The 26,421-nt window shown below is 38.4% G+C and carries 35 protein-coding genes and 1 tRNA gene; 35 read left to right on the top strand and 1 reads right to left on the bottom strand.

What is annotated here, in order from left to right:
* The first annotated feature begins 1 nt into the window (after position 1).
* The 13 genes from QA584_RS22805 (at position 2) to QA584_RS22745 (ending at position 10,099) form a co-directional block, all read left to right on the top strand.
* Positions 2 to 598, top strand: a complete 597-nt coding sequence (locus QA584_RS22805; RefSeq protein WP_278271402.1) for a hypothetical protein — start codon at positions 2 to 4, stop codon at positions 596 to 598.
* Entirely contained in the window at positions 598 to 1,254 is a 657-nt protein-coding gene (locus QA584_RS22800; RefSeq protein WP_278271401.1) for an AAA family ATPase, read from the top strand. The genes QA584_RS22805 and QA584_RS22800 overlap by 1 nt, the downstream gene beginning before the upstream one ends.
* The gene (locus QA584_RS22795) at positions 1,238 to 1,837 is read left to right on the top strand and encodes a hypothetical protein (protein ID WP_278271400.1); all 600 of its coding nucleotides are present in this window, start codon (positions 1,238 to 1,240) and stop codon (positions 1,835 to 1,837) included. Before QA584_RS22800 ends, QA584_RS22795 begins: the two co-directional genes overlap by 17 nt.
* Positions 1,838 to 1,848: 11 nt before the next feature.
* Positions 1,849 to 2,343: a hypothetical protein gene (locus tag QA584_RS22790; protein ID WP_278271399.1), complete on the top strand. Its 495-nt coding sequence runs from the start codon at positions 1,849 to 1,851 to the stop codon at positions 2,341 to 2,343.
* 8 nt (positions 2,344 to 2,351) lie between these two features.
* Positions 2,352 to 4,262, top strand: coding sequence for a DUF927 domain-containing protein (locus tag QA584_RS22785; protein WP_278271398.1), 1,911 nt, complete (start codon positions 2,352 to 2,354; stop codon positions 4,260 to 4,262).
* 255 nt (positions 4,263 to 4,517) lie between these two features.
* Positions 4,518 to 4,934, top strand: a complete 417-nt coding sequence (locus tag QA584_RS22780) for a Holliday junction resolvase RecU (RefSeq protein ID WP_278271397.1) — start codon at positions 4,518 to 4,520, stop codon at positions 4,932 to 4,934.
* Positions 4,925 to 6,301 (top strand): DEAD/DEAH box helicase, encoded by a 1,377-nt coding sequence (locus QA584_RS22775; protein ID WP_278271396.1) that lies wholly within the window; start codon positions 4,925 to 4,927, stop codon positions 6,299 to 6,301. Before QA584_RS22780 ends, QA584_RS22775 begins: the two co-directional genes overlap by 10 nt.
* The gene (locus tag QA584_RS22770; protein WP_278271395.1) at positions 6,294 to 6,605 is read left to right on the top strand and encodes a hypothetical protein; all 312 of its coding nucleotides are present in this window, start codon (positions 6,294 to 6,296) and stop codon (positions 6,603 to 6,605) included. The genes QA584_RS22775 and QA584_RS22770 overlap by 8 nt, the downstream gene beginning before the upstream one ends.
* A gap of 2 nt (positions 6,606 to 6,607) precedes the next feature.
* Positions 6,608 to 7,996, top strand: coding sequence for a DNA cytosine methyltransferase (locus tag QA584_RS22765; RefSeq protein WP_278271394.1), 1,389 nt, complete (start codon positions 6,608 to 6,610; stop codon positions 7,994 to 7,996).
* Between the two features lie 14 nt (positions 7,997 to 8,010).
* Positions 8,011 to 8,340 (top strand): hypothetical protein, encoded by a 330-nt coding sequence (locus tag QA584_RS22760; RefSeq protein WP_278271393.1) that lies wholly within the window; start codon positions 8,011 to 8,013, stop codon positions 8,338 to 8,340.
* Positions 8,337 to 8,486, top strand: coding sequence for a hypothetical protein (locus tag QA584_RS22755; RefSeq protein ID WP_278271392.1), 150 nt, complete (start codon positions 8,337 to 8,339; stop codon positions 8,484 to 8,486). The genes QA584_RS22760 and QA584_RS22755 overlap by 4 nt, the downstream gene beginning before the upstream one ends.
* Positions 8,487 to 8,507: 21 nt before the next feature.
* Positions 8,508 to 9,035 carry a hypothetical protein gene (locus QA584_RS22750; protein ID WP_278271391.1) on the top strand — a complete coding sequence of 176 codons (528 nt, stop codon included), beginning with the start codon at positions 8,508 to 8,510 and terminating at the stop codon, positions 9,033 to 9,035.
* Positions 9,036 to 9,115: 80 nt separating this feature from the next.
* Positions 9,116 to 10,099 (top strand): radical SAM protein, encoded by a 984-nt coding sequence (locus QA584_RS22745; protein ID WP_278271390.1) that lies wholly within the window; start codon positions 9,116 to 9,118, stop codon positions 10,097 to 10,099.
* Between the two features lie 7 nt (positions 10,100 to 10,106).
* On the opposite strand, the gene QA584_RS22740 is transcribed toward QA584_RS22745, so the two are convergent.
* Entirely contained in the window at positions 10,107 to 10,397 is a 291-nt protein-coding gene (locus QA584_RS22740; RefSeq protein ID WP_278271389.1) for a hypothetical protein, read from the bottom strand.
* Positions 10,398 to 10,478: 81 nt separating this feature from the next.
* Between QA584_RS22740 and QA584_RS22735 the strand changes: the two genes are divergently transcribed.
* From QA584_RS22735 to QA584_RS22630, 22 genes are all read left to right on the top strand, one after another.
* Positions 10,479 to 10,673 (top strand): hypothetical protein, encoded by a 195-nt coding sequence (locus tag QA584_RS22735; protein ID WP_278271388.1) that lies wholly within the window; start codon positions 10,479 to 10,481, stop codon positions 10,671 to 10,673.
* Positions 10,674 to 10,809: 136 nt separating this feature from the next.
* Positions 10,810 to 11,004: a hypothetical protein gene (locus QA584_RS22730; protein ID WP_278271387.1), complete on the top strand. Its 195-nt coding sequence runs from the start codon at positions 10,810 to 10,812 to the stop codon at positions 11,002 to 11,004.
* 13 nt (positions 11,005 to 11,017) lie between these two features.
* On the top strand, positions 11,018 to 11,470 hold the full coding sequence (locus QA584_RS22725) for a hypothetical protein (RefSeq protein WP_278271386.1): 453 nt from the start codon (positions 11,018 to 11,020) through the stop codon (positions 11,468 to 11,470).
* A gap of 271 nt (positions 11,471 to 11,741) precedes the next feature.
* Positions 11,742 to 11,821, top strand: a tRNA-Val gene (locus QA584_RS22720).
* 169 nt (positions 11,822 to 11,990) lie between these two features.
* Positions 11,991 to 12,533, top strand: a complete 543-nt coding sequence (locus tag QA584_RS22715; protein WP_278271385.1) for a hypothetical protein — start codon at positions 11,991 to 11,993, stop codon at positions 12,531 to 12,533.
* Positions 12,534 to 12,547: 14 nt separating this feature from the next.
* On the top strand, positions 12,548 to 12,733 hold the full coding sequence (locus tag QA584_RS22710) for a hypothetical protein (protein WP_278271384.1): 186 nt from the start codon (positions 12,548 to 12,550) through the stop codon (positions 12,731 to 12,733).
* 417 nt (positions 12,734 to 13,150) lie between these two features.
* Entirely contained in the window at positions 13,151 to 13,720 is a 570-nt protein-coding gene (locus QA584_RS22705; protein WP_278271383.1) for a terminase small subunit, read from the top strand.
* A 2-nt stretch (positions 13,721 to 13,722) separates the two neighbouring features.
* Positions 13,723 to 15,117: a terminase gene (locus QA584_RS22700; protein ID WP_278271382.1), complete on the top strand. Its 1,395-nt coding sequence runs from the start codon at positions 13,723 to 13,725 to the stop codon at positions 15,115 to 15,117.
* A 14-nt stretch (positions 15,118 to 15,131) separates the two neighbouring features.
* The gene (locus tag QA584_RS22695) at positions 15,132 to 16,664 is read left to right on the top strand and encodes a capsid protein (RefSeq protein WP_278271381.1); all 1,533 of its coding nucleotides are present in this window, start codon (positions 15,132 to 15,134) and stop codon (positions 16,662 to 16,664) included.
* A 141-nt stretch (positions 16,665 to 16,805) separates the two neighbouring features.
* On the top strand, positions 16,806 to 18,341 hold the full coding sequence (locus tag QA584_RS22690; protein WP_278271380.1) for a phage minor capsid protein: 1,536 nt from the start codon (positions 16,806 to 16,808) through the stop codon (positions 18,339 to 18,341).
* Positions 18,338 to 18,562 (top strand): hypothetical protein, encoded by a 225-nt coding sequence (locus QA584_RS22685; protein WP_278271379.1) that lies wholly within the window; start codon positions 18,338 to 18,340, stop codon positions 18,560 to 18,562. The genes QA584_RS22690 and QA584_RS22685 overlap by 4 nt, the downstream gene beginning before the upstream one ends.
* A gap of 193 nt (positions 18,563 to 18,755) precedes the next feature.
* Positions 18,756 to 19,376, top strand: a complete 621-nt coding sequence (locus QA584_RS22680; RefSeq protein WP_278271378.1) for a hypothetical protein — start codon at positions 18,756 to 18,758, stop codon at positions 19,374 to 19,376.
* A gap of 16 nt (positions 19,377 to 19,392) precedes the next feature.
* Entirely contained in the window at positions 19,393 to 20,277 is an 885-nt protein-coding gene (locus QA584_RS22675) for a capsid protein (protein ID WP_278271377.1), read from the top strand.
* 10 nt (positions 20,278 to 20,287) lie between these two features.
* Positions 20,288 to 20,614, top strand: coding sequence for a hypothetical protein (locus tag QA584_RS22670; RefSeq protein ID WP_278271376.1), 327 nt, complete (start codon positions 20,288 to 20,290; stop codon positions 20,612 to 20,614).
* Positions 20,615 to 20,622: 8 nt separating this feature from the next.
* A complete protein-coding gene (locus QA584_RS22665) occupies positions 20,623 to 21,015 on the top strand; it encodes a hypothetical protein (RefSeq protein ID WP_278271375.1) in 393 nt (130 codons plus the stop codon).
* A complete protein-coding gene (locus tag QA584_RS22660) occupies positions 21,015 to 21,353 on the top strand; it encodes a hypothetical protein (protein WP_278271374.1) in 339 nt (112 codons plus the stop codon). Before QA584_RS22665 ends, QA584_RS22660 begins: the two co-directional genes overlap by 1 nt.
* Positions 21,353 to 21,730: a hypothetical protein gene (locus QA584_RS22655; protein WP_278271373.1), complete on the top strand. Its 378-nt coding sequence runs from the start codon at positions 21,353 to 21,355 to the stop codon at positions 21,728 to 21,730. The genes QA584_RS22660 and QA584_RS22655 overlap by 1 nt, the downstream gene beginning before the upstream one ends.
* Positions 21,730 to 22,125 (top strand): phage tail terminator protein, encoded by a 396-nt coding sequence (locus QA584_RS22650; protein WP_278271372.1) that lies wholly within the window; start codon positions 21,730 to 21,732, stop codon positions 22,123 to 22,125. The genes QA584_RS22655 and QA584_RS22650 overlap by 1 nt, the downstream gene beginning before the upstream one ends.
* 8 nt (positions 22,126 to 22,133) lie before the next feature.
* Positions 22,134 to 22,580 carry a phage tail tube protein gene (locus tag QA584_RS22645; protein ID WP_278271371.1) on the top strand — a complete coding sequence of 149 codons (447 nt, stop codon included), beginning with the start codon at positions 22,134 to 22,136 and terminating at the stop codon, positions 22,578 to 22,580.
* Between the two features lie 56 nt (positions 22,581 to 22,636).
* Complete coding sequence (locus QA584_RS22640) at positions 22,637 to 22,933, top strand: hypothetical protein (protein ID WP_278271370.1); 297 nt, start codon at positions 22,637 to 22,639, stop codon at positions 22,931 to 22,933.
* Between the two features lie 17 nt (positions 22,934 to 22,950).
* Positions 22,951 to 23,265, top strand: a complete 315-nt coding sequence (locus tag QA584_RS22635; protein WP_334306034.1) for a Gp15 family bacteriophage protein — start codon at positions 22,951 to 22,953, stop codon at positions 23,263 to 23,265.
* Positions 23,266 to 23,471: 206 nt separating this feature from the next.
* Positions 23,472 to 26,414: a phage tail protein gene (locus QA584_RS22630; protein WP_278271369.1), complete on the top strand. Its 2,943-nt coding sequence runs from the start codon at positions 23,472 to 23,474 to the stop codon at positions 26,412 to 26,414.
* Positions 26,415 to 26,421 lie beyond the last annotated feature (7 nt).

Genomic DNA, 26,421 nt, shown 5'->3' with positions numbered 1-26,421 from the left:
TATGTTTATAAATCCTACACACTTAAAAAAGCTTATGACGGCATCATATAAAGGCGGCGGTATCCGTATTGGATATTTTGATGATGGATATATAATTATTGCCTCACACTGGATGCTATGGCTTGATGTAAATTACATTCCAAACAAAGTAAAGGCAATTATCATGGAACTAGCCGGAACGCTCCCGGAAGAGGATACAGTTTTCCTTGTTAGTAAAGAAAAGCCTATTCCACAGATTGAAATGGACATTCATAACTATTTTCACTTGAATTTACTGGAAAAAGAAGCTAAGTTACCGGTAACACTTACCAATGTATTATTCGAAAGTCATACGAATACATACAAGTTAATGCAGGTTGATGATAATAAATGGCTTGTCATGATGGATATGTATTACTTAAATTTAATTGATGTAAATGAAATAGATTTTGAACACGAAAATACTCCATCTGGTCCATGCACTACGACTGGACAAAGCATGTTCTTCTGGAAGAATGCTACCTGCACATTATTGTTAATGGGAACTTCAGCGCCTACTGACAGCCCTATCATATCAGCATTATCAGAGGTTGATTTTGCTAAGGAGGTGAAAAAGTAATGGGGATACCGGTACTTGTAATTGGTAAATCGGGAAGCGGTAAAAGCACAAGCCTAAGAAATTTCAATGAAGGGATAGCCCTGATCAATGTATTAGGGAAACCGCTTCCGTTTAAATCTAAGATTCCTAAAGTTGTAACGGATGATTATCAGCAGATTATGAAACAGCTCTGTAATACACAATTTAAAAGCTTTGTAATTGATGATGCAGGCTACTTAATAACCAATCACTTTATGTCAAAACATAGTTCTGTAGGCGGTGGAAACGCCGTATTCAGTCTTTATAATGACTTAGGGGACTACTTCTGGCGGCTTATCCAGTTTGTTATAAAGAGCCTTCCTGCAGATAGAATTGTTTACTTTATCATGCATGAGGATATTAACGACTTTGGAGATGTCCGACCGAAGACAATTGGGAAGCTGCTGGACGAAAAAGTCTGCATTGAAGGAATGTTTACAATCGTTCTCCGGTGTATAGCAGAAAATAATGTTCATAAGTTTATTACCCAGGCAGATGCCGGGGCGGTATCGAAAAGCCCAATGGGTATGTTTGATACACTTGAAATTGATAATGACTTAAAAATCGTAGATGATTCCATCCGGGATTACTACGATCTGAATAAGAGGGAGGAAGTTAAAAATGCAGAAACCAAATGATTATGATAACGTACAGGCTTACGGGGAATTTACACCCATTAAACTTGGAGGTCATATTTGCAAGATAATGCAGGTAAAAGAAACAATTTCAAGCACCGGAAAGGATATGCTTGAAATTAGCCTTGATATTGCAGAAGGTGACCAGAAAGATTACTATGCGCAGCAATATAAAACAGATACCAGAACCAATAAAAAATGGGGATGTGTAGTAAATCAGTTGATAAATGATAATGACGGAAATACAAGCAGAGGATTTAAATCATTTATTACAGCTGTTGAAAACTCAAACTCTGGTTTTAAAGTTGCATGGGGAAACAATTTTGCAGCATGCTTTAAAGGTAAATTAATTGGTGGTGTGTTTGGACGAGAACAATATCTTAATGCAAACAATGAAAAAAAATTCTTTACAAAATGCTCACAGTTTAGATCAGTAGAGTCAATCCGGGCGGGTGTTGAAGTTCCAGCAGATAAATTACTACCAGATACCGACACCGCACCAGGAGCTCCACCAAGCATGTATGATAGTGATGGATTTATGACAATACCTGCTGGATCAGAGTCAGAACTTCCATTTATGTCATAGGAGATGATTACTTGACCATTGAAGAAATTCAAAGGCGTAAGGAAGAGTTAAGGGTTGTTATATCGGTACCGGATATACTTCATAAATATGGTGTTGAAGTTAAGCGTGGCAGGTGTAAAGGCATCTGCCACGAAGGCAAAGACTTCAATGCTAAAGTGACAGATGATTACCTATGGTGTTATGTTTGCAATTCTTCTATGGATATATTCTCGATAACCCAGCATTTTGAAAACTGTGATTTTTGGACAGCATTTGAACTGCTTGGAGGCACAGAGCGCCCAAGCTTTACTACTACTGTAAAAGCTCAGAAGGCAAGAAAGGAAAGAGAATTAAAAGAATCCCAGGAATTAAAGCACCGTATGGAGTTAAGACGTATACAAAATTATATAACAGCTTATAGAAATATCATTGCAGAGGAAAAACCACTATCTGAATTGTGGTGTTATTGTCAAAATAGGCTGCAATATCAGATTTATTTATTGGATTTACATAATGAAAAGAGGTGAGAAATCCTTTGCAGGAAATAAGTAAATTAACTGCAGATAGTATTCTGGAAGATGATGTACTGTGTGAAGTTTTTGAGCAGGATGATGAGATTTACAAAGCAAGGTTATTGCTTACACTTACCGATCGGGCGAAAGAACTTGGAGTTAAGACCAAATTTGAAGCCATGGTTAAAGCCTATAAAAAGGAACGGGCTAAGTATGATAAAGCGAGTAAACCAGAGATTGTTAATCCCAATTCGTTAGACAGAATGACGGAGTTTATCGGGAAATATGATCAAATGCGCTGCGGAAACTGGATAGCCAATGATCATGGTATTCGTACTTATAATATGCTTGGAGGCGAAATCCTTGCCTGTTATCATCCTATCTTGCCGGTCCAGAGATTAATTAATGCTGAAACAGGAAAAGAAAAGATTAAACTGGCATTTAAAAAGGGAGGAAAGTGGAAAGAGATCATTATTGATAAAAACATGATAGTAGTACCAAGTCAGATTGTTAAACTGGCTGATTACGGTATCTCTGTTATTGGTGGTAAGTCTGGAAACTCCGATAATATGGTACGGTACCTGGCAGACATTGAAAACATGAATATTGATTATATTGATACCCAGATATCTACATCGAAATTTGGATGGATTGATGATGAGTTTATCCCTTACAGCGGAAATGTGATATTTGACAGTGAGAATAAATTCAAAGAAATCTATGAGAGTGTATGTGAATATGGGGACATGGATCAGTGGATGGGACTTATTAAAAAAATCAGAAAAAGCAACCGGATGGAGCCACGCATTTATATGGCTGGAAGTTTTGCAAGCGTTTTACTAAAGCCGTTTAATATGCTGCCTTTTATATTAAATTTATGGTCTGAAACCGGAAAAGGAAAAACAGTAGCTATTATGATTGCAACATCAATCTGGGCAAATCCAGGGGAAAGCAAATACATAACAGATCCTTATTCCAAACCCACTGCGCTGGAAGTAAGAAATGACATCTTAAACAATCTTCCTTTAGTCATAGACGATCTTTCTAAAATGCGTGATAAATACGGTGAAGATTTTTCTGACATAATCTATATGCTGTGCGGTGGAAAAGGAAAGGACCGGTCTAACATCAATTTAGGGCTTAATCGGTCTATGACCTGGTGCAATGTAGTTCTGACCAATATTGAACGTCCTCTTGCTACTGAAACCATGAAGGGCGGTGCAATAAATCGTATTCTTGATTTTGAAATGGAAGACGGAAGCGTATTTGAAAATGGTAATGCAGTAGTAGAAATAATTACTCAAAATTATGGATTTGCTGGACGACTCTTTATTGACGCGATTCAAGAAATTGGAATGGATCATGTCAGAGAAATACAACAGGATTTTTTAAGAAAGATTAATGAAAGAGCAAAAGAATCCGGTGTTGAGAAAGAAGAAAAACAAACCATGCCGCTCAGTATTATGTTGACCGCTGACAAAATAGCTACAGATTACATATTTCAAGATGGAATATACCTTGATTTTGACCGGTGTTTTGACACTCTTAAAAGTAAGGGTGAGGTTTCAGAAAATGAAAGGGCATATGAGTTTATTCTTTCTGAGGTAGCTGTTAACATGAATAAATTTAAGCCGGATAACTACGGTGAATATAAAAATGAAATCTGGGGTTCTATAGAAAGCGGTTACGTTTATATTCTATCCAACGCTTTTAATCGTATCTGTGAGCGCGGTAATTTCTCCGGTAAGGCTTTCCTTTCCTGGGCAAGTAAACAAGGGTTTATTGAAGGGCAGAACGGTAAGAATACGAAGCCGAAGCGGTTGAATGGTAGTTTGAGCCGGTGCGTATGCCTAAAGATACCGGAAGAAAACGTGGATAAAGACGGATTTATATCCGTTTCGGAATACGATCAGGAACAGTTACCATTCAATTAGTGTTACACCGTTACACCAGTTACACCGGAAAATATAATACCTATATAAATAAAAATAAAAAATGCAAGTGTTTCATATTTTTATCTCTCACGTAGAAAAAAATAAAAAAAATGGTGTACAGGTGTAACACCATTAACAAATGCAGTAAAATCAATAGTTTAGCTGTTACACAGTCGGTGTAACAAGGAATTAAAACAGTGTAACTATATGGTAAAAATGGTGTAACATCAACTAAATTATGGAAGAAGTGATAAATTGAGATTAAATAATAATAAAAAATCAGGTACTGATTTTGAAGATATATTTAAACAGATTCTATCAAGTTATGGTTTCTGGGTACATAAATTCCAGGATAATCAAAACGGGCAACCTTTCGATGTGATAGCAGCCAAGAATGGAGATACTTATGTATTTGACTGTAAGGATTGTAAGAATGACTCATTTCCATTATCCCGGATAGAAGAAAACCAATACAATGCTATGATGCTCTGGCAGAAATGCGGAAACCATGAAGGACTATTTGCAATGAACACCAGCAAGGGTGTGAGAATCATCTCGTTAGAGGTACTTGAATTTCTTAAGAGTAAGAATATCAAAGTTGTTAATAAAAATGATTTGCTTTGGTATTCCACTCCATTACCGAAATGGATGGAGGAAATAGGATGCACATAACGATAAGCAGTGAAATTATAATTCAGGATCCGTTATCTGCTTTAGTGAAATGGGTACAGGATAATTTGATTATTGCAAATCCAGATTACCAGAAAAAAAGGAGAATGGGTTTATGGACCGGAAATACTCCGGAATATCTTACCCTGTACCGAGTAGATGGAAACAGCCTTATCGTTCCGGTAGGTACTGGGAAACACATTAAACAATTTATAGCCGGTGCGAAGATTGACCAGGACCTTTCCAATAATACAATAATTAATTATCGATCCAATATTCCATTGTATGAATATCAGGAACCGGCAGTAAAGGCAATGATAAAAGCTGGATGCGGAATACTACAATCTCCCTGTGGATCCGGTAAGACTCAAATGGGAATCGCCTTGGCTGCTGGAATAGGACGTAAAACACTCTGGATTACCCATACAGCGGATTTGTTGAATCAATCTTATGATAGAGCTGCCATGTACATGGATAAGAGCTTATTGGGACGAATTACAGAAGGTAAAGTACATATCGGTACCGGAATTACCTTTGCTACTGTACAGACGCTTACCAAACTGGATTTACAGCAATATAAATATACCTGGGACGTAATTATCGTGGATGAAGTACAGCGACTTGCCGGGACGCCGACACAGGCAACAATGTTTTCGCGGGTTATGAACAGTCTGGCTGCCAGATATAAATATGGTCTTTCTGCTACTGTACACAGAGGTGACGGGTTAATTAAATCTACTTTTGCTATTGTTGGAGATATTGCCTACACCATACCGGAGGAAGCGGTAGCAGATAAAACGATGCAGGTAAAGGTATATAAGTGTAATACAGAGATTAAAACCAGTGAATCATGTCTAGATACGGACGGTACCATGATATACAGCGAATTAATGAATTATTTAGTAACCAGCCAGGAACGCAATTATCAAATCGTAGAGCAGCTAAAATTGAATAAAGATCATAGCAACTTAATTCTTTCCGACAGGCTGGAACATCTTAAAATACTAATGAAAATGTTGAATTCTCCGGATTCAGTTATGATAAGCGGAGAAATGACCAGTAAGAGTGCAAAAGCAGAGAGAGTAAAAGCTTTAGATGATATGAGGTCAGGAAGAAAAAAATATCTTTTTGCATCGTATTCTTTGGCAAAAGAGGGGCTTGATATACCATGTTTAGACCGCTTATATCTTGCGACACCAAAAAAAGATTATGCAGTAGTGGTCCAGAGCATTGGACGGATTGGAAGGATAAGTCCAGGAAAATCAGATGCTATCTGCTACGACTATGTAGATGATATCCAATTCTGTGAAAACCAGTATAAAAAACGTAAGACTCATTACCGGAAGAAAGGGTGTGTGATACGTGAATGATGTAAAAAGTACTTTTAGTAATACCTATAAACTTTATAAAGACAATTTAAACAATCCCGTATTCTGGGCCATCATGGAGAACATTAAACATGAATCACCTGCAACAGTAGTCCAGATCACGACTGATACTTATAACTTTTTTACTAAGTGGGACAGTCAAATAGATAAAGAGGAATTTGACTGGGGTCAGATGCGGGTCGATGCAATCGAACTAACTCACAAGTATAATGACTGTGATTTATGCAGAAAGGTATTACTTGCATTGATGAATATCATTGAACAGGAGTTTACGCCAGGGAGGTAATAATGAAAAAAGTACTTATAGATTTATTCGCTGGCGGGGGAGGGGTAAGCGTCGGAGGTGAAGATGCTTGGGGACGCTGGTTCGATTTCGCTATTAACCATAGCCCTTCTGCAATAGCAATGCATTCTGTGAATCATCCTTACACCAAACATTTTACAGAGGATATCATGAGGGTTAATATTGGTAAATTCCTTAAATGGGGTCAGGAAGTTGGATTTATGTGGGCAAGCCCGGATTGTACATCTCACTCAAATGCAAAGGGAAATAAGCCCATAGAAAAAGGGTTACGTATCTTGCCTATGGGAGTTTGGAGGATGTGCAAGCAGATATTAAAGGCAACTGGGAAAGTCCCTGAAGTTATTATGATGGAAAATGTTAAGGAAATTCAAAAATGGGGACCACTAGATGAAAACAATAAGCCAATAAAAGCACGGGAAGGAGAATATTACAATAAATTTATTAAGCTCATGAAAGCTTTTGGTTATGAATTTGAGTGTAAGGTATTGGTAGCTGCCAATTATGGAGCTCATACAACAAGAGAGCGCTGGTATGCACAGTTCAGATGTGATGGAAGACCAATGGCATGGCCCGAACAAACTCATTCCAAAACTGCTGAAAATGGTTTGAAACCATGGGAACCAATTAGGCAGGATATTGATTTTACTAATTTAGGAAGTTCAATATTTACCAGAAAGACTCCATTAAAAGAAAAGACGTTAAGCCGGATAGCTGCAGGAATAAAGAAATTCGTAATTGATGATCCGAACCGATTCATTCTTCCTGATAAATTGGCGGCACCTTTCCTGATTCAGTATCATTCAGAAACTGGTAAAGGAGAAGTCAGGGGACAAAGTTTAAACGAACCAATTCAAACCATAGATACTTCAAACCGTTATGCACTAATAACATGTTTTCTATCTAAATTTTATAAGACGGGTACCGGTCAAACCATTAATGAACCAATACATACTATAACAACTTCTCCTGGACACTTTGCTTTAGTATCCGCATTCCTGATTAAGTATTACGGTAAAGGAATAGGACAGAGCTTAAATGAGCCAATAGGGACCATAGTTACAAAAGACCGGTTCGGACTTGTTCTGGTGGTAATTGACGGGATAACATATCAGATCGTTGATATCTGGTTCAGGATGTTAACCCCAGAAGAATTAAAGCTGGGCCAAACGTTTCCTAAGGATTACATAATAGATTTTAAAATGCCGAACGGGAAGAGATATCCAAAGAGTAAGCAAGTTGAGAAAATAGGGAACAGTGTAGTTCCATTAATGGCTAAAAAGCTTTGTTATGCAGCTTGTCCTTACCTAAAGGTTGGCGAAAGAATGACAAACATGAAAATAGATTATAGTCAAGAACAATTAAAATTCGCTTAAGATTGGAGGTATCCATGAATAGAGCAGAAATTCGTAGAAATCAACGGGAACAAAGTAAGTCAACCAAAACATACACCCTGAATCAGTCACAGATTGACCAGATCAAGAAACAGGCGGTTGAAGATGCCGTGGATAAAGCCTTCTTCCTGATGATGGCTCTTCCGTGTGAAGTCCTGGCAAACGAAGGATACTGGGAGAAATCAGCCAGGCAGCGTATGCCGAAGTTTATTGATGAGATTTTGAGCCTATATGCTGCATTCGAGCAGGGAGTCGTTACCATGGAACAGATGGAACTGGATCTCTGGGATATTGCAGGGGTTAGGCTGGAAAGGAAGAAATTATGAAACGTAACAGTACATATAAACGGTCTAAAACCGAACAGAAGGTGGATGTTTTAAAGCATTATGATACTTATGACAGGGATGCAAAGAAGGGGTTAAGTAAGATAAATCCTATATTTACCCGCAAACCGTATTCGTGTTCAAATTAAGATGATATGGAAACAAACATTTTGTATGAAATGGATAGACTAAGCGATAAGGACCATGTAGCTACACCAAGATATGTAGTTGAAAATATATATGACTTAATTGACATACGGTCATTTAAAAGTATTTGGTTCCCATTTAATCACTATGATAGTGAATTTAAATTAAAAGGTGATGAGTTAAAACTTAAATATAAAGCAACACACATTTTTGATGATTGCGGTAATGATTTTTTTAAAACCAAACCGCCGGAAGGATGCGATTTACTTATATCAAATCCGCCTTTCAGTAACCAGAATGAAATTATTGAACATACCTTTGAATTGGCTGATAGTGGAAAAATAAAGTCATTTGCACTACTTTTACCAATCGCTACATTAGAAACAGAGGCAAGGGCTAAGATGTATTCAGCACATGAAGATAAGCTTTCAATACTCATTTTTGGTAAAAGGATTAAGTTTAAAGGATGCACAAATAGTTTTAACAGAGGGTGTTGCTGGATCTGTTATAACATTCCGGCTTTAAGAAATAAAAGATTTAACTGGATTTAGATACTTAGGATATGGATGATATTTTGCGGCGGAAGGTAACTATTAAGTAATTAGGATTCAGGTAAGAATGGAGGAATGAATTGAAAATAGGATTAATTGACGTAGATAGTAAAATACCCAACTTAGCATTGATGAAAATTTCCTCTTTTTATAAATCATTAGGTGAACAGGTTGAATTTGTACGGGATAATGTAAAATATGAAAAAATATATGCCAGTGCGATATTTACCAGATCAAAAGACGAATGTGAAAAACTTATTGCAATGTATGGAGATAAAATCGAAATAGGTGGTACCGGATGGAGCCTACAAAAAGAATTACCGGAAGAAATAGAGAAAATGAAACCGGATTATGATTTATATTCCATTGAGGAAATAGCTTCAAGAATGAAAGGCATAGGAACTAAAGGGCATAAATATAAAAAGGCTGCCGAAATTGTTAATGCCGGTATTGGATTTACTTCCAGAGGTTGTATAAGAAATTGCGGGTTCTGCTTTGTTCCAAAAAAAGAAGGATTATTCAGGAGTGTGGCTGAAATAAAGGATTTGATCAATCCAAAATCTAAAGTATTAATCCTTCATGATAATAATCTTACTGCTGATCCGTACTGTATTGATAAGCTTCATGAAATTAGGGACAGAGGACTGATTGTTGACATTAACCAAGGCTGTGATGTGCGCCTTGTAAATGATGATATTGCCAAGGCACTTTCCGAGGTAAAACATTTGCGTTCCATACATTACGCCTGGGATTTGATGGGGTATGAAAATCAAGTTATGGATGGCATAAAGACATTAAGCAAATACATAAAACCATACCGACATATGTGCTTCATGTTAGTGGGATTTAATACATCGTTCGATGAGGACATGTATAGATTCAAAAAATTAGTTGAGATGAAAGTTGATCCTTTCGTTATGATTTACAATCAACTTCCAGATACAAAATTAAAGCATTTTGCAAGGTGGGTAAACAGCAGAATATATAAAAAATGCAGATTTGAAGAATATGGGCCTTGGATTAAAGAGCAAAACGGTCAATTAGAATTAAAGTTATTCAGATAACCTAATATTAATTACCCAGTACCCATAAATGCTTATCCAAATAATAAGTTAATATACATTCCCGCTCCTGGTCACCTGCCATATAGGTGCAGATAAAGGACTTACCGCCTCTTACATCCTTGGTATTTTTAATGCCGGTAACTTTAACTTTACAGACGTTTCCGTATAAGTCCATAAGCCCGAAATGTACAGGTTTAAACTCACCTTGGGGATTAAAGGCAGCTATCACGGAAACCGGCTGGCAACGGGAAAAATCAATATTCAACTCGGGAGTTTTATCAATCTCGAAAAATGGCATAAGTTTATACCTCATAGTAAATTTTAATTATCATTATACAAACAAATGTTCTGTAAATCAATAGGAAAAGGTAGGGATTATATGAAAAACGTAAGTGAATGGGTTGATACAACCAATAACATTGCTAATCAATTACAGCATGCAGCATCCTTAAGATTAAATGAAAAAGTTTTACAGGCACAGGCAGAGAAAAAAGGTTACGACCAGGCGTGTGAAGATTTTGCAAGAGCTATGCGACAAGAGTTTTCAGTAAATCAAGGTAAGGGCGGTGAATAACCATGACCTGTGATAGATGTCCAGACGAAGACACTGACCGCTGCAAAGAGTGCGGGAAAGATGTTGACCCAATAATGGAGAAACTGAAAGAAATAATAGACAAAGAGGAACGGAGGCTATCCGGAAAGGAGTAGAAATGCCATTTTTAGTAATGTGTTATGAATATTGTAATGAAAGACGCTGGTATGAATGTGATTTTCCAATGGAGTTTATGGAGTATTGGAAAGATAAGAATTCAGATGAATATAAAATAAATTATCTTGTTATATGTGGTCAATGGATTTCTGGACTAAAGGAATTTGATAATGTAATAAAGGCTTTAAAAGGATAAGGGAGGGATTTTATTGACAGAGAATGAATTAAGCCAGTATAAGGCACTAAAAACACGGATTGAACGTAATGAAAAGAAGTTGGAGGAACTACAAGAAAGAGATATACCTGCTGTTGCTGGAAAGGTTAAGGGATCATCCAGAGTACATCCATATATAGAAACTTATTTTCCTGTTCAAGTGAGTGAACCAAGCGAATTAGAAAGCTGTATGGAAAGAATTCGTAAGATTGAAATGGACATTGCTTCTGATCAGGGGAAGATTCGTCAGATAGAGGATTTTATAAATGGTATTGATGATCCAGAATTGCAATCAATATTTGAAATGAGGATTTATGACAAAATGAACTGGATTAACATAGCTGTAGAACTGGACGAGGATAAAAACAGGACTACATATTCAAGAAAGTTTAGAAAATATATTGAAAATGCACAGAATGCCCCCATTGCACAAAAAACCGTAGTATAATTCAAGATGGAAGGTTATAAGAAAACCTCCTGACGGCTACCCGGTGTCAAAGCCGGGCGTGTTGTTTAAGTGACTAAAACGTTTACTGCATTTGAATAGCCACTCTAATAAACAAACCAATGCAGAAGGATTTTACGGATGTAGAGTTTGACCACAACAAACTAGCATGAGGATTGTTATTGCTTCTCGAGATCTCACTAAACAGATGAAGTAACGTTTAGCCTTTGCATGAAATGGTTTCGCATGAACGATATCATGGGAAATAACGTTTGGAATAGTAGCTTAACGGACAAAGCACTGGCGCGCGCATAACAGGTACAGGGTATAATGGTTCGAGTCCATTCTATTCCAATCCCTCTTCGCTGGAGGGACCCTTATTATTTATACTCCCCTCATTTAAAAAGGCATCTTACAAAGGCGTAAGGTGTCTTTTTATGATTAAAAGATTAGAAAAACATTGAAAAACATGGAAATATATGCTAAAATTGATACACGATAATAAATTTTAGGATGTGGAAAAATGGATAGCTTAACGATGAAGCAAAATGAAGAAAAAAATGATAATGCATCTGAATTATGTTTTGATATTATACAGCATGAATATGACCATGTTTTTGAAAGAGGAAATAAATTAGACAATAAAGTTAATATTGCTTTAACATTCACTGGAGTTCTCTTTGTTTTTATAATAGATTTGTTTAATATTAAAAATTATTTTATTTTTCCATTGGATGAAATTCACACGCTAAAACTATTGGTGTATTTTATTATCGCGTTGTCAGTATTAGTTTTGTATGGATTAGCAATATATTTATTAACATCTACTTTAAGCCCAATGAAAATACAAAGATTCAATTCGGATATTTTATTAAGAAAAAATTTGCAGAAAAAACCAATAAATATAGTTTATAATTATGTTTCAATCAAATACTCCTCATCAATCAATTTAAATAATATTATATTAGACGAACAGTATAAAAAATACAAGAAGGCAATTAATATCGAGATAATTATGTTGGGTTTATCTGTTTTATTATATATTTTTAAATATAATTTTTTATAAAGGAGGGGATTATAATGGCTGATAAAGATGATGAATTAATTAAAAGACTTGAGGCTGGCGGAGATATTACTGACAGTGATATCGATGATAATTTTATAAATATTAAACCAGCTTTAGAAACTAAAATTCCAGGTCTTAGTTCATTTAGACCGGAATTCTTTAGTAGAGATTCTAATACTAAAAAGAAGAAAGAAATATAAAGGGTATAAAGGCATCCTTCGGGGTGCTTTTTTATTAGTTGCAATTACAAGTCTTGTATGGTAATCTTTGTAAGAGGTGAGAGAGTATGAAAAAGATTGATTTGAAAAGATTGAATATATCTGCATGGCTGATAGTAATTAGTACTTACTTGTTGCCTTATAGGTACTCTGATGGTTTTGAGACATCGTTTGGATATCCTATACCATTTATTGCTGTGCATAATGTGCCGATTGAAAGGACGCCGTTCAGCTCTATGTATGTTAATGCACTTGCGCTGTTAATTAATGTATTGATAATATATACATTTTTATACATTATAACGTTGCTATGGAAAAGGTTAAAAAAATAATAGAGATTTTTTACAGCTTATAACTTATGTGTTATAAGCTTTTTCTTTGAAAGGAAGTGAGCCTTGAATGGCATTAACAGATAAACAGAAGTTATTTGCAGATGAATATTTGATAGATCTTAATGCCACCAGGGCTTATAAGGCTGTCTATAAAAACTGCAAGAACGACGAAACAGCGGCGGCTGCCGGTGCAAGAATGTTAAGAAATGTTAAGGTTGCAGAATATATACAACAAAGGATGAAAGACCGTGAAAAGCGGACAGAGATTACTCAGGATAAGGTCCTTACTGAGCTTGCAGCCATTGCATTTTCAAAAGGATCCGACTTTGCTAAGGTGGTAGACGAGCCTATCATATCACATGGCAAGTATGTTATTGATCCGGACACTGGTAAGGTCAAAACCTTTAAGTCGGTGGAGGTCATACCTACAGATAAACTTACTGAGGAGAAGAAGAAAGCCATTTCCGGAATCAAGGAAGGCAAGTACGGTATTGAGGTTGCTACCTGTGATAAGGTCAAGGCTCTGGAGCTCCTGGGCAGGCATTTAGGTATGTTTAAAGATAAGGTTGAATTGACTAACCTGAATGAAGAAAAGGGCAAGCTTGATAATGTTATTGCACAGCTAAGGGGTGGTTAAGATTGAGCCAGGAACAGTTGATTCTGTCTGACAAGTATAAGGCTTTTATTAAACACTCTGCACCGGTTGAGTTCCTGGAAGGGACAACAGCTGCCGGAAAGACAACGGTAGGAATATTTAAGTTCATGCTCCTGGTGGCTGAGAGTAAGAAGAAATACCACATCATAGCTGCAAAGGATACCGGTACCGCTGAAAAAAATATCATTAACAAGGATTTGGGTATCGTGGATGACTTCGGGATCCTAACAGAATATAACGGTAATGGTACCAAGGATGAAAAAATACCTCATATCCTCTATCATACAAGTAATGGGGATAAAGTGGTTTATGTCATGGGTTATGGGGATAAAAAGAAGTGGCAAAAGGCTTTAGGTGGACAATACGGCTGTCTGTACATAGATGAAATTAATACGGCTGATATAGACTTTGTAAGAGAAGCTGCCATGCGTTGTGATTACATGATGGCAACACTTAACCCAGATGATCCAAGCCTGCCAGTGTATAAGGAATATATCAACTGCAGCCGTCCATTACCAGAGTACAGGGCAGATGCTCCGGAAGAAATAAATAATATGCTTAGTGAAGACCCGAAACCCGGCTGGGTGCATTGGTTCTTTTCTTTTGCCGATAACCTGGGGATGACCCCGGAAAAGATAGCCCAGATAAAGCTTAATGTACCTAAGGGTACAAAGCTATGGAAGAATAAGATCCTGGGTTTAAGAGGAAGGGCAACCGGTTTGATATTCTCCAACTTTGATAGAAAGCGGCATGTCAGATCAAAAGAGTGGGCGAAACAGTTCATCCAGAAGGACCGGCACCAGGAAGAGTACTTTGTTATCTTCACATCCGGACTGGATACCTCCTACTCTCAGGAAAGCCCGGATACCATTGCAATGTCATTTTCCGGAATAACCAATAAAGGCAGATATGTCCTACTCGATGAAAAAGTTTATAACAATGCCAGCCTTGAAATACCAATAGCTCCATCGGATACGGTAGTTAATTACATTGCATTCCTGGAACGTAACCGGAAAGAATGGGGCTTTGCGAAGAATGTATTCATAGATTCAGCTGATCAGGCAACGATAACCGAGTTCATGAAGTATAAACGGGCTCATCCTGAATGCATGTATATGTTCAACGGTGCGTATAAAGCAGTAGAAATTATTGACCGTATTATTTTACAGTTAGGATGGCTTTCTTATGACGATGAAGCAGGGAAAGAACCTGTATTTTATGTGGTTGAAACCTGTACCGTTTTTATATCTGAAAGTGAAATATACAGCTGGTTAGAAGGTAAGGATAATACCCCGGAAGATAAGAACGATCACATGATAAACAGTACACAATATGGTTGGATCCCATATAGGGATAAGATAGGAGTGGTTAAGAAATGAGGTGGTTAGACAATATGACTGAGAAAATCAAATCTGGAATCAGAAGCTGGCTCCGGATCGAGCCGGCACAGCAAAGTGTATTTCATATTCGTGAAACACTGGATTATGAATCCAATGCGATTAAGAACCGGATATGGTATAGAGGTGATTCAGAGGAGCTGTCACAGCTCTATGGTCAGATGCCTGGTGACAAGACAAGATTCTGGGCAGCCACTTCCACCCCAGGTCTTGAAATCCGGAAAATACATACGGGGCTGCCGGGCATGATAACGGAAGTTCTTACCTCTCTGGTTGTGGCAGATATGAACGACATAAAGATTACAGACAGCCGGCAAGCAGAATGGGAAGAGATAGCGGAGGATAATAGCTTTACTGAATTGGTAGCCGATGCACTGACAGAAACGTTATATATCGGTGATGGAGCCTTTAAAATCAGCTTTGACACGGTTCTTAGTAAGTTTCCTATCATAGAGTTTTACCCTGGTAATAAGATTGATATTAATTATGACAGGGGCAGGGTGAAAGAGGTAATCTTTAAAACGGTCTATGCGCAGGATTCTAAAGAATATATGCTTTTAGAGACTTATGGATACGGCTATATAAATTATTCTCTGCAGTATAGCGGAAAAGAAGTTGAGATTACTTCCATACCTCAGACAGCCGGGTTAAAGCCAGTGACCTGGGCAGATCCTTTTTGTATGGCTATCCCATTTAAGATATTTAAGTCCAGTAAGTGGAAGGGGCGCGGTAAAAGTATCTTTGATGGGAAAACAGATAATTTCGATTCCTTCGATGAAGCCTGGTCACAATGGATGGATGCCCTCAGGAAGAACCGGACCAAGGAATATATCCCGGAGGATATGCTACCACGGAATCCGAATACAGGTGAGGTATTAAAGCCAAATGCTTTCGATAATAGTTACATACAGACAGATAGTCCGATGAGCGAAAAGGCAACAAAGGAGATTAAGCTGATTCAGGGTGATATACCTCATGAGAGCTACCTAAGTACTTATATAACCGCTTTGGATTTATGCTTACAAGGTCTGATTAGTCCAAGCACATTAGGTATTGATGTAAAGAAACTTGACAATGCAGAGGCACAGAGGGAAAAGGAGAAGGCGACGCTCTACACCAGGAATAAGATTGTAGAAGCTATGCAAAATACGCTTCCAAAGCTGATTAACACAGTAATGAAAGCATGGGATACCTGGAATAAGAAAGCAGTGAAGGATCTTGAAGTCGAAGTTCCTTTCGGAGAATATGCTAACCCTTCTTTCGAAAGCCAGGTTGAAACAGTAGGCAAAGGTAAGACACAGGGAATCATGAGCATTGAGGCTTGTGTAGAAGAACTGTATGGTGATTCCAAGGATGATGAGTGGAAAGCAGAGGAGGTTAAGCGGCTTAAAGCAGAACAGGGAATAGCGGAAATGGAAGAGCCGGCGGTAAACATGGAGGGAGTTGAACTGGATGAAGGTAAAGGTAATGAAGCGAACATATCAGATGAGCAGAACGGAATACCAGGGGCTGCTAAAAATAGCGTCTGAGCAGGTGCCATTCGGCATATATGCCCTGGAGAAGAAAGACTACGCAGAACTTAGGGCGGACAAATGCGATAGTATAACGCAACTTAAGTATTTAACCAGGCAGTTTAAATCCCAAGGTTACAAGGTTTATTCGAATGGCAGGTGATACCCTTGGATGAATATGATATTGAGGAAGCTTTTGCGGCCATAGAGGAAGAGCTGATTAAATCCATGATGCGTAACATGAGCCGGCACCGGATTGAGGAAGTCACAGAGGATATGGAATGGAGTATGTGGCAGGCTGAACAGCTTAAAGCTCTGGAAAAATATAAGAGAACTAATCAGAAAGTTTTTAAAAAGCACTTTACTTACATAAACAATTCGATTGATACTTTAATCAATCAAGCCAGGCAGCAAGGCAGCATGGATCAGGAAATAGAAATCCTGGAAGCTATAAAAAATGGCTTTAGGTCTTCAAGAACACTTACTAAAGGGGTTCGTACTTCTGCAGAGTTCTTCCGGTTAAATGATAGAAAGCTGGAAGCACTTATAAAGGCTACGAAACAGGATTTCCAGAGAGCAGAAATAGCTATGCTGCGTATGGCGAATGACCAGTACCGTAAAATTATATTTATTGCACATGCTTATATGAATGCCGGAGCTGGGACTTATGAAAAAGCAATCGATATGGCTTCAAAAGATTTCCTTACGGCTGGTATTAACTGCATCGAATATAAAAACGGTGCCAGGGTAGCAATGGCTTATTATGCTAGAATGGCATTAAAAACGGCTGGTAAGAGGGCATATCTGACCGGGGAGGGTGAGAAACGTCGGGAATGGGGAATTACCACTGTAATCGTTAATAAACGTGGTGCTGCCTGCCCAAGATGCCTACCGTTTGTAGGTAAAGTTTTTATTGATGATGTATGGAGTGGTGGAAAGGCTTCTGACGGGGATTATCCCTTGCTTAGCTCAGCTATTGCTAACGGCTTATATCATCCAAACTGCAAAGATAGTCATACAACTTATTTTGAAGGGATAACGACACCACCTAAGAAGATGAGCCAGACCGACATAGACCGGATTGCAGAGAATTATAGGCTTGAACAGCAGCAAAAATATAATGAACGTATGGTTCGAAGGTATAAAATGCTGGAAGAGGGTTCACTGGATAATGATAATCAGAAGTATTACAAGGATAAGCGGGTAGAGTGGCAAACCAGAAATGATATATTAATATCCGAGAATGACAATATTCTTAGAAAAGATTCAAATGCTTATAGCACTAAAAATCTCAATCTGACCGGTAAAACACTGGAAAAATTGCAGAAAGAAAACCAAGATTATATTGATAAATACAGTAAATACCGATATAATGATAGTGGGAACATTATTGTTACGGATGACCATAAAAATGACAAGGAATATAAAATTCCTAAAGAATTAAAACCCTACGCAGTGCTTGAAACTACCGAAACAAAGAAGGGCATAACCTATATCAACAGAACCATTTATGATGAAAATTCAAGGATGGTTAAGCAAATACATTCCGGAAACCATGCTCAACCCAAGAATCACCCTTATGGAGAAACCGGTGAACATGCGCATGTTTACGATTGGGAAGATGGCAAGATAAAAGGAAAAAGCACCAGGGAAATGACCGAAATTGAAAGAAAGGAGAATGGAGATATATTATGAAGGCCAGTGAGCTAAAAGAGTGGATTTTGGATATGTTACAGGATGTAAATATTGAGTATGACGGCAAAGAAGGAAGTATATGTCCATTTGCCCGCGATAATATATCGTTTATGTTTGATGATGAGACCAGGGATTATAAAAGTCTGGATGATATGATGGCGGATCCTTTTATTGATGGAAAACCATTAAATGAAATATGTGAGAAGTTAGTAATTTATTAATACCACCAATCAGTTAAATGGTTAGGTGGTATTTTTATATTCAAAAGTCGTAGCAATACGGCTTTTTCTTATGTCCAAAATGCTTATGACTCTAAAAGATGCAGATGTGAGACACACTGAAAACTGTTAACCTGGGAGACACCCATAAAACTGATCAGAGAGACACTCTAACAACTGAAAGGAGCAGAAAGTTATGAAAAAAACACTATTACCAATGAAATTACAATTCTTTGCTGAAGGAGATGGAGCTTCTGGCCAGGGCGATTCCAATAATCAGCAGACACAGCAACAGCAGAACCAGCAGGGGACTGCCCCTGCATTTGATTATGATAAGCTTGCCAGTATCATTTCTGGAAAGCAGACTGTTACAGAGGATACAATCCTCAAAAACTATTTTAAACAACAGGGATTAAGCCAGGAAGAGGCTACACAGGCAATGCAGGCATTTAAGACTGAAAAAGCAAAGAATAATCCCGATGTAAACGCTATTCAGACTCAGCTTACTCAGGCACAGGCTGCAGCTGAAAAAGCAGAAGTTGACAAGGTGGCTACCCTTGAAGCAGTAGGACTTGGTATTGATGCAAAAACTCTTCCCTACGTCCTAAAAATGGCTGACTTAAGCAGCGTTAAAGGACAAGACGGTAAGATAAATCAAGAGGCGATTAAAAATGCTCTGAATAAAGTGCTGGAGGACATACCACAGCTAAAACCGGTAGCTGGATCGAACCAGGGCTTCCAGATCGGGGGAGCTGCCGGCGGACAGAATAATCAAGCAGACGAAGCGGCTTTAAAGGCTGCATTCGGAATAAAATAAGAAAAGGAGATAATATATGCCAGTATATGATTATGCAACACAATTTACAAATTTTTTGCAACAGAAATATGAAAAGGAGTTATGCTCTGATGCATTAACTAAGAGCAATACACAGGTACAATTTATTAATGCCCAGGTAATTAAATTACCACGTATGACGGTGAGTGGCTATAAGGACCATACCAGAACTGCAGGCTTTAATTCTGGTACCTTAAGTAATGACTGGGAGGCAAAGAAACTATCCCATGACAGAGACATTGAGTTCTTTGTGGATCCGATGGATATCGATGAGACCAACCTCACTTTATCTGTAGCGAATATCCAGAATACTTTTGAAACAGAGCAGGCTATTCCAGAGAAAGATTCCTATCGTTTCTCTAAACTGTTTTCTGAATTAACTAATTATTCGGGGAGAATCAATACAACGGTTATTGCTGCAGCAAACTTTCTGGAAGCCTTTGACGAAGAAATGGCTATTATGGATGAAGCCGGCGTTCCCCAGGAAGGCAGAGTCCTTTATGTCACACCATCTATGAATAAGGTTGTAAAACAGGCAGAGGGCATTCAGAGAACAATGACAGTAAATACTGCATCTACCATTAACCGTAATGTACATAGCCTTGATGATGTGGAAATCAGAATGGTACCAGCTGCCAGATTGAAAACCGCTTATGACTTTACGGACGGATGTACGGCAGCTTCTACAGCGAAGCAGATTAACTGGATCTTAATCCACACATCCTGCGTTGTTTGCCGTGATAGATACAGCTATATAAAGTTATTTACACCGGGAACCGATTCCAGGACAGCAGATGGATACCTGTATCAGAACCGTAATTTTGGAGACTTATTCTTGTTAGAAAGGAAAGTTTCTGGTTGTGCAATAAATGTAAGTGCTTAGGAGGGATTGTATGAAAGCTTTAAAAGATAATAAAGAATATACGATTGATGAAACACAAAAGGCTCATTATATTGCGCTTGGATATGATATCCGAGATGAAGAGGGCAATGTGATTGCTTATGGCCAAGGTAAAACAGTGCCTTATGAAAAGTATGCGGAGCTGGAAGCTGCTCACAAGGACTTAATGGATGCATATGAGAAGCTTGCAGGCGATGGACTTGGGGATATGGATATAGAGCAGCTTAAAGTATACGCTGCAGAACACAATATTGACTTAGGTCAGGCAACATCCCAGGATGGCATCCTTAAAAAGATCAGGTCAGCCCAGAAAGCGTAGGTGATTCTATGGCTTATGAACCCTATGCAGATACTAGCTACTATAATAGTGAGTACCATGGAGCGGTAATTCCTGCAGATGACCTTGGAAAAGCTTTAAAGCAAGCCAGCAGGCATATAGATGCTCTTACCTATAATCGTATTGTGGGTAGGGGTATTTTTAGGTTAACTGAGTTTCAGCAGGATATTATAAAAGAGTGCTGCAGTGAGCTGGCTGACTTTGAATATGAGAATGCTGATTATATTGAGACTGTATTGAAAAACTACGGAATCAACGGGGTATCATTGTCTTTAGAGGAAGGCTGGAATCTTAAAATTCAGAACGGAGTTGCTATCAAAGCAGATATTTATCATAAGCTTTGTCAAACTGGGTTATGTCGGTCAAGTCTGGGGGTGCGGTGATGAAGTATCCATGCTTAGTTGATAAGCGATTTTGTAAGACACCCATCCATGTGGAAATCACTCCGGAAGGGGTAGATAAATATGGGGATCCATACAATCCAACGGTGATTGAAACAAAATGCAATTATCAGGATACCGCTAAAACGGTATTAACAGCCGAAAAGAAGCTTATACAGCTTAGTGGTATTGCCCTATTTCCGGGAGATATTGCTCCGGACTTACCAACCTTAAGCGGAGGTACCGCTACTGTACATGGGGTAAAACGGACATTCTTTCAGGGAACGAAGGCAAGGAATCCGGATGGTACAGTTAATTACAGTAAATTGGAGCTGATGTGATGAAAGTAAATTCAAAGATAACAATTAATACCCAGAAAATCAAGCAGCTCACAAGAGCCCAAGTAACAGCCTTGGAACAGACTGCAGAAGCGTTACATACTGAAGTTGTCCAGGCGCAGGTAATGCCCAGGGATACTGGTAACTTACAGAATGAAAGCTCCTTTGTAGATTATACTGAAAGTTCAAAAGGCAAGGTATCCCTGATATCATCAACCCCATATGCCCGCCGGCTGTATTATCATCCGGAATATGATTTTCAAACGATGGAGAACCCTAACGCAAAAGCACACTGGTTTGATGATTGGATTGACGGAAACCAAAAAGAATTTTGCAAGAATGCATTCAAAGAATTTTACCGAAGGGCAGGGGGGCTATAATGCTTTATTTAGAGGATGTTAGAGACTATATTGCCACTCTTTGCATTACCGGTGATGACAATGTTTATATGGGCAAGATGGATAATAAGAAGGAAAAATCCATCGGTGTATACCAATTAAAACAGTCCCGGGCAGCTACGGTAAGCCTTGGAGATACTGGTACCTATAAGACAAAACCAATTTCCTTATTGGTACATTGGACCAAAAGTGCAAGAGAAACAGAGAAAGCAGCTTATCAGCTGTATGAGTTACTGACAAAGGCGCAAAACATAATAATCAATGATACCACAATTATTTATATCCAAATGCTCCAGGAAGAGCCTGTGGACGTTGATATGGATGAGAGCGGTATCTATGAACGTGTTATAGAAATAATGATATTTTATGAAAGGTAGGTAAAGGTATGGATAATACACCAAAAACATATCCGGTATTCAATAATAAATTTAAGATTGGTACGGACGGGCTTGGTAGTACAGACGGGCAGATGGTAATCATTGCAAATCTGGAAAACTTTGCTCCGAGTATTGAAGGGGGTATTGAGGAATGGAATCCTATGGAGGCAGAAGGCTGGGGGGATGCTATGATGACATCTAAAAAGCTATCATTTAGTTTTTCTGGAAAGCGTACCTACGGAGATCCAGGAAATGATTATGTGGCAGGTTTAGCATGGAAATCCGGGAACGATGTAGTAACTAAATTTGAATGGGAATTACCTTCCGGAGCAAAAGTTACGTTCCCATGTATTGTAAACGTAAAGACTCCTGGCGGTGGTGATTCTACAGCTCTTGATGGTCTAGAGTTTGATATCCAATGCAAAGGGAAACCGAATTTTGAAGCGGCAGCGTAACCTAATAACTTATTTATGGGGTGGATAGCCACCCCTTCTTTAGTAAAGGAGATAATATGGCAAAGACAGTGGATATTACAGATAAGCTCAGTTTCGAGGCGAATCCCAAAATTAAGGTAAAGAATGTTACATGTGAAGTAAATTCGGATGCACCAACGATGCTTAAGGTAATGCAGCTCATAGGTAATGGTGATAATGTAACCCCGAATGATGTTGTTAGCATGTATGAACTAATCTTTTGCGAAAAAGACAGGGAAAAAATTGATAAGCTTAAACTCCAGTTTTCAGATTTTCAGACACTTGTTATGTCAGCTATGACGTTAGTTACCGGAGTTAGTGAGCAGGGGGAGTAGCAGACCCATACTATGATCTGTTCGAGGACTGGGATTTAATTGTTTCCAGTTTTCAGACCCAGTATGGGATACGGATATATTCTGAGGTATTTAAGACCATGAAATGGGATGAATTCAAGGCGTTAGTAAGTGGATTGAGTGCGGATACTCCGCTTGGAAAAATTGTTGGAATTCGAGCCGAAAATGATAAGGATACCCTGAAACGATTTACGAAGGAACAAAGACGGATCCGGGATGCCTGGCGTAGTAAATCAGCTCAGAAGATGGATCAGGCAACCTTCGAACAGGAAATGTTTAAACTGGAAAAGATGTTTGAAGCTATGGCGAAGTAGGTGATTGTATAACGAAAAAGAAAGTAAAGTGTCCGTTCTGCGGTTATGAAATGCCCATTGTTTACAATGAAAGCAGTACAGCAAAGGGCATTTTTGTCCGGTGTAAAGGACGAAATTGTAAGAAAGAGTTTGAAATAAAGATAAACGTCAAGTAGTGCCATTATGAGCCGATGACCTTTAACTGCAAAAGGTAGGTGAAACGTGTAATGGCAGATAGTGTTGGACAAATCGGACTTGACCTGGTTGTAAATCAGAAGGGTTTTAATAAGCAGATGCAGGGAATATCAGGCTTGGCAAAAAAAGCCGGAGTTGCCCTTGCAGCAGCTTTTGCAGTGAAAAAAATAGTGGATTTCGGACAACAGTGTATTGAGCTGGGTTCTGATCTTAATGAAGTACAAAATGTGGTTGACGTTACCTTTACCAAAATGAGCGATAAGGTAAATGAGTTTGCCAAGAATGCAGCAACTAGTTTTGGCTTGTCGGAAACAATGGCAAAAAGATATACCGGTACGTTTGGAGCTATGGCAAAAGCCTTTGGGTTTACAGAAGGTGCTGCCTTTGATATGAGTACTACGCTCACTGGTCTAGCCGGTGATGTTGCATCCTTTTATAATATCAGTCAGGATGAAGCTTACACAAAGTTAAAATCTGTATTTACTGGTGAGACTGAGTCCCTTAAGGATTTGGGAATTGTAATGACCCAAAGTGCCTTAGATGCATATGCCCTGGCCAATGGTTACGGTAAGACTACAGCCAAGATGTCAGAAGCAGAAAAGGTTGCGTTGCGGTATGCTTTTGTAACTAAGCAGCTATCTCTTGCAAGTGGTGATTTCGTGCGTACATCCGATGGCTGGGCGAATCAGGTCAGAATCTTGAACCTACAGTTTTCCAGTTTTAAAGCTACGTTAGGTCAAGGGTTTATCAATTTATTCACACCCATACTAAAGATGATAAATATAGTTCTGGGAAAATTGCAGACATTGGCAGATGCCTTTAAACGATTTACAGAGCTGATTACAGGAAAGAAAGCACAAAGTTCCAGTACTGGTACTGGTGTTGGAAGCGTTGCAACAGATGCAGATGCAGCAACAACGGGATTAAATGGCGTAACAGATGCAGCAAAAAAGGCAGCGAAAGCAACAAATTCTTTAAGTATTGACGAATTAAATGTAGCTACTCCGGATGATGCCAGCGGCACTGGAGGAGCTGCAGCTTCTGGAGCTGACACCGGAACATTAGGACTTGCTGATCAAATGGCAGATGCTACCGAGGAAGCCGCGAACAAAGCCTCAACCGCATTCAACAAAATAAAGACCTTATGCATACAGATTGGAGAGGCATTTCAAAAAGGGTTTACGGATCAGATTAACAAGGTAGATTTCTCTAAGATAACTTCTGGTCTAAAGGGCATTGGTAGTTCTTTAAAAAATATATTTACCGATGCGGATGTGGCAGCCGCTGCTTATAACTTTATACTCACATTTGTAAATTCCTTGGGTACCTATTATGGAAGCTTAGTGACAATCGGCGCTAATTTAGCAACAAACTTAATCGCTGGATTAGGTAATTATCTCGAACAGAATACAGAATTCATACAGCAGAAATTAATCAGTTTTTTTAATATTGGAAGTACCTTTTCCGAATTATTAAATGAAGTTAGTACGTTCTTAGCGGATCTTAGCAGTGTTCTCCTAAGTGATTCGGCAATCAGCATTACAACAAATTTAATTAGCATTTTTGCAAACAGCTTTCTAAATATTATCGATCTGACGGGTAACTTTGCCGTAGATTTCCTGGATACGATTATTACACCGATAACAGCGAATGGGTCCAAGATTAAGGATGCTATCCAAAACACTCTGGATCCGATTGCTAAGATCATAGAATCAATTAAAAATGCATTTGATGAGATATGGAAGAAAATATTTGATGCCTATGAAGAATATGTGCGTCCTGCATTAGATAATCTCAAAGAAGGATTAACGGATATAGTAAGCACCATATTAGATGCTTATAACAATAACATTGCACCTGTCCTTGATAAGTTTGCAGATAAATTTGGAACTGTAATCGAAGATAGTATAGTGCCAGGAATCGAAAAATTCATAGACGGCATAGGTTTATTAATCTTAAAAGTATCAGAAATATGGAACCAGTACTTAGCGCCTTTTATATCGTGGCTCATTGCAACTATAGTACCTATCATTACTCCCATTATAGCGGCGATTGGGGATGCAATCCTGATGTTTTTTGAAACATTCGGGACAATTATGGGTGATATTGGTCAGTTACTGACTGATTTAGCAACTTTCCTGGGCAGTGTCTTTAAAGGTGACTGGGAAAAGGCCTGGAAAGCAATAAAAGACTTCTTGTCTACAATCTGGGATATGATAAAAACGATTGTATCAACTGCATTTGGTGCTGTGAAAACAGTCGTTTCCTCAATTCTGGGAGCTATAAAAGATTTATGGGATAAAATATGGACCCAAATAAAAGAATTTGTTAGCGGTGTTTTTACCAGTATAAAAGACGGTATAACAGAAAAGATCACAGCAATCAAAGATGGACTTGCCAGCGCGCTTGATAAAATCAAGGAGAAATGGAACGATATCTGGACAGGTTTAAAGACGACAGTAACAGATATCTTCAATGGAATCTGGACGAACATAAAAGGTGTAATCAATAGTATTCTGGGCGGTATTGAGGGGATGGCAAACGGGGTAGTTAAGGGTGTAAATAGAGTAATCAGTGCAATGAATAATCTTTCTTTTGAAATACCTGATTGGGTACCTGAGATGGGTGGCAAAACGTTTGGATTCCATATCCCGACTTTAAGTGAAATCAGTATCCCAAAACTGGCACAAGGCGCTTATGTAAAAGCCAATACGCCACAATTAGCTATGATTGGTGATAATATGCACCAGGGTGAAATAGTAGCTCCGGAAGATAAGATGCTTGAAATGGCAATGAAGGCAGCTGAACTTGTCAATGAGAATAAACAGGATAGCATATATCTGCCTATTATAATTGAACTATTGAATAAAATAATCAGTATCCTAGACGCGTTGGACTTAACCCTTGAATTGGACGGTAAGTCATTATTGAAAGGGCTTAAGGAAACAAGAAAACGGCTGGGATTTGAATTTTAGGAGGGAT

It is taken from the genome of Anaerocolumna sp. AGMB13025 (assembly GCF_029689925.1).
Lineage (GTDB): Bacteria > Bacillota > Clostridia > Lachnospirales > Lachnospiraceae > Anaerocolumna.
The sequence above is the reverse complement of the archived record's forward strand: the minus strand, read 5'-3'. Positions and strand labels throughout refer to the sequence as shown.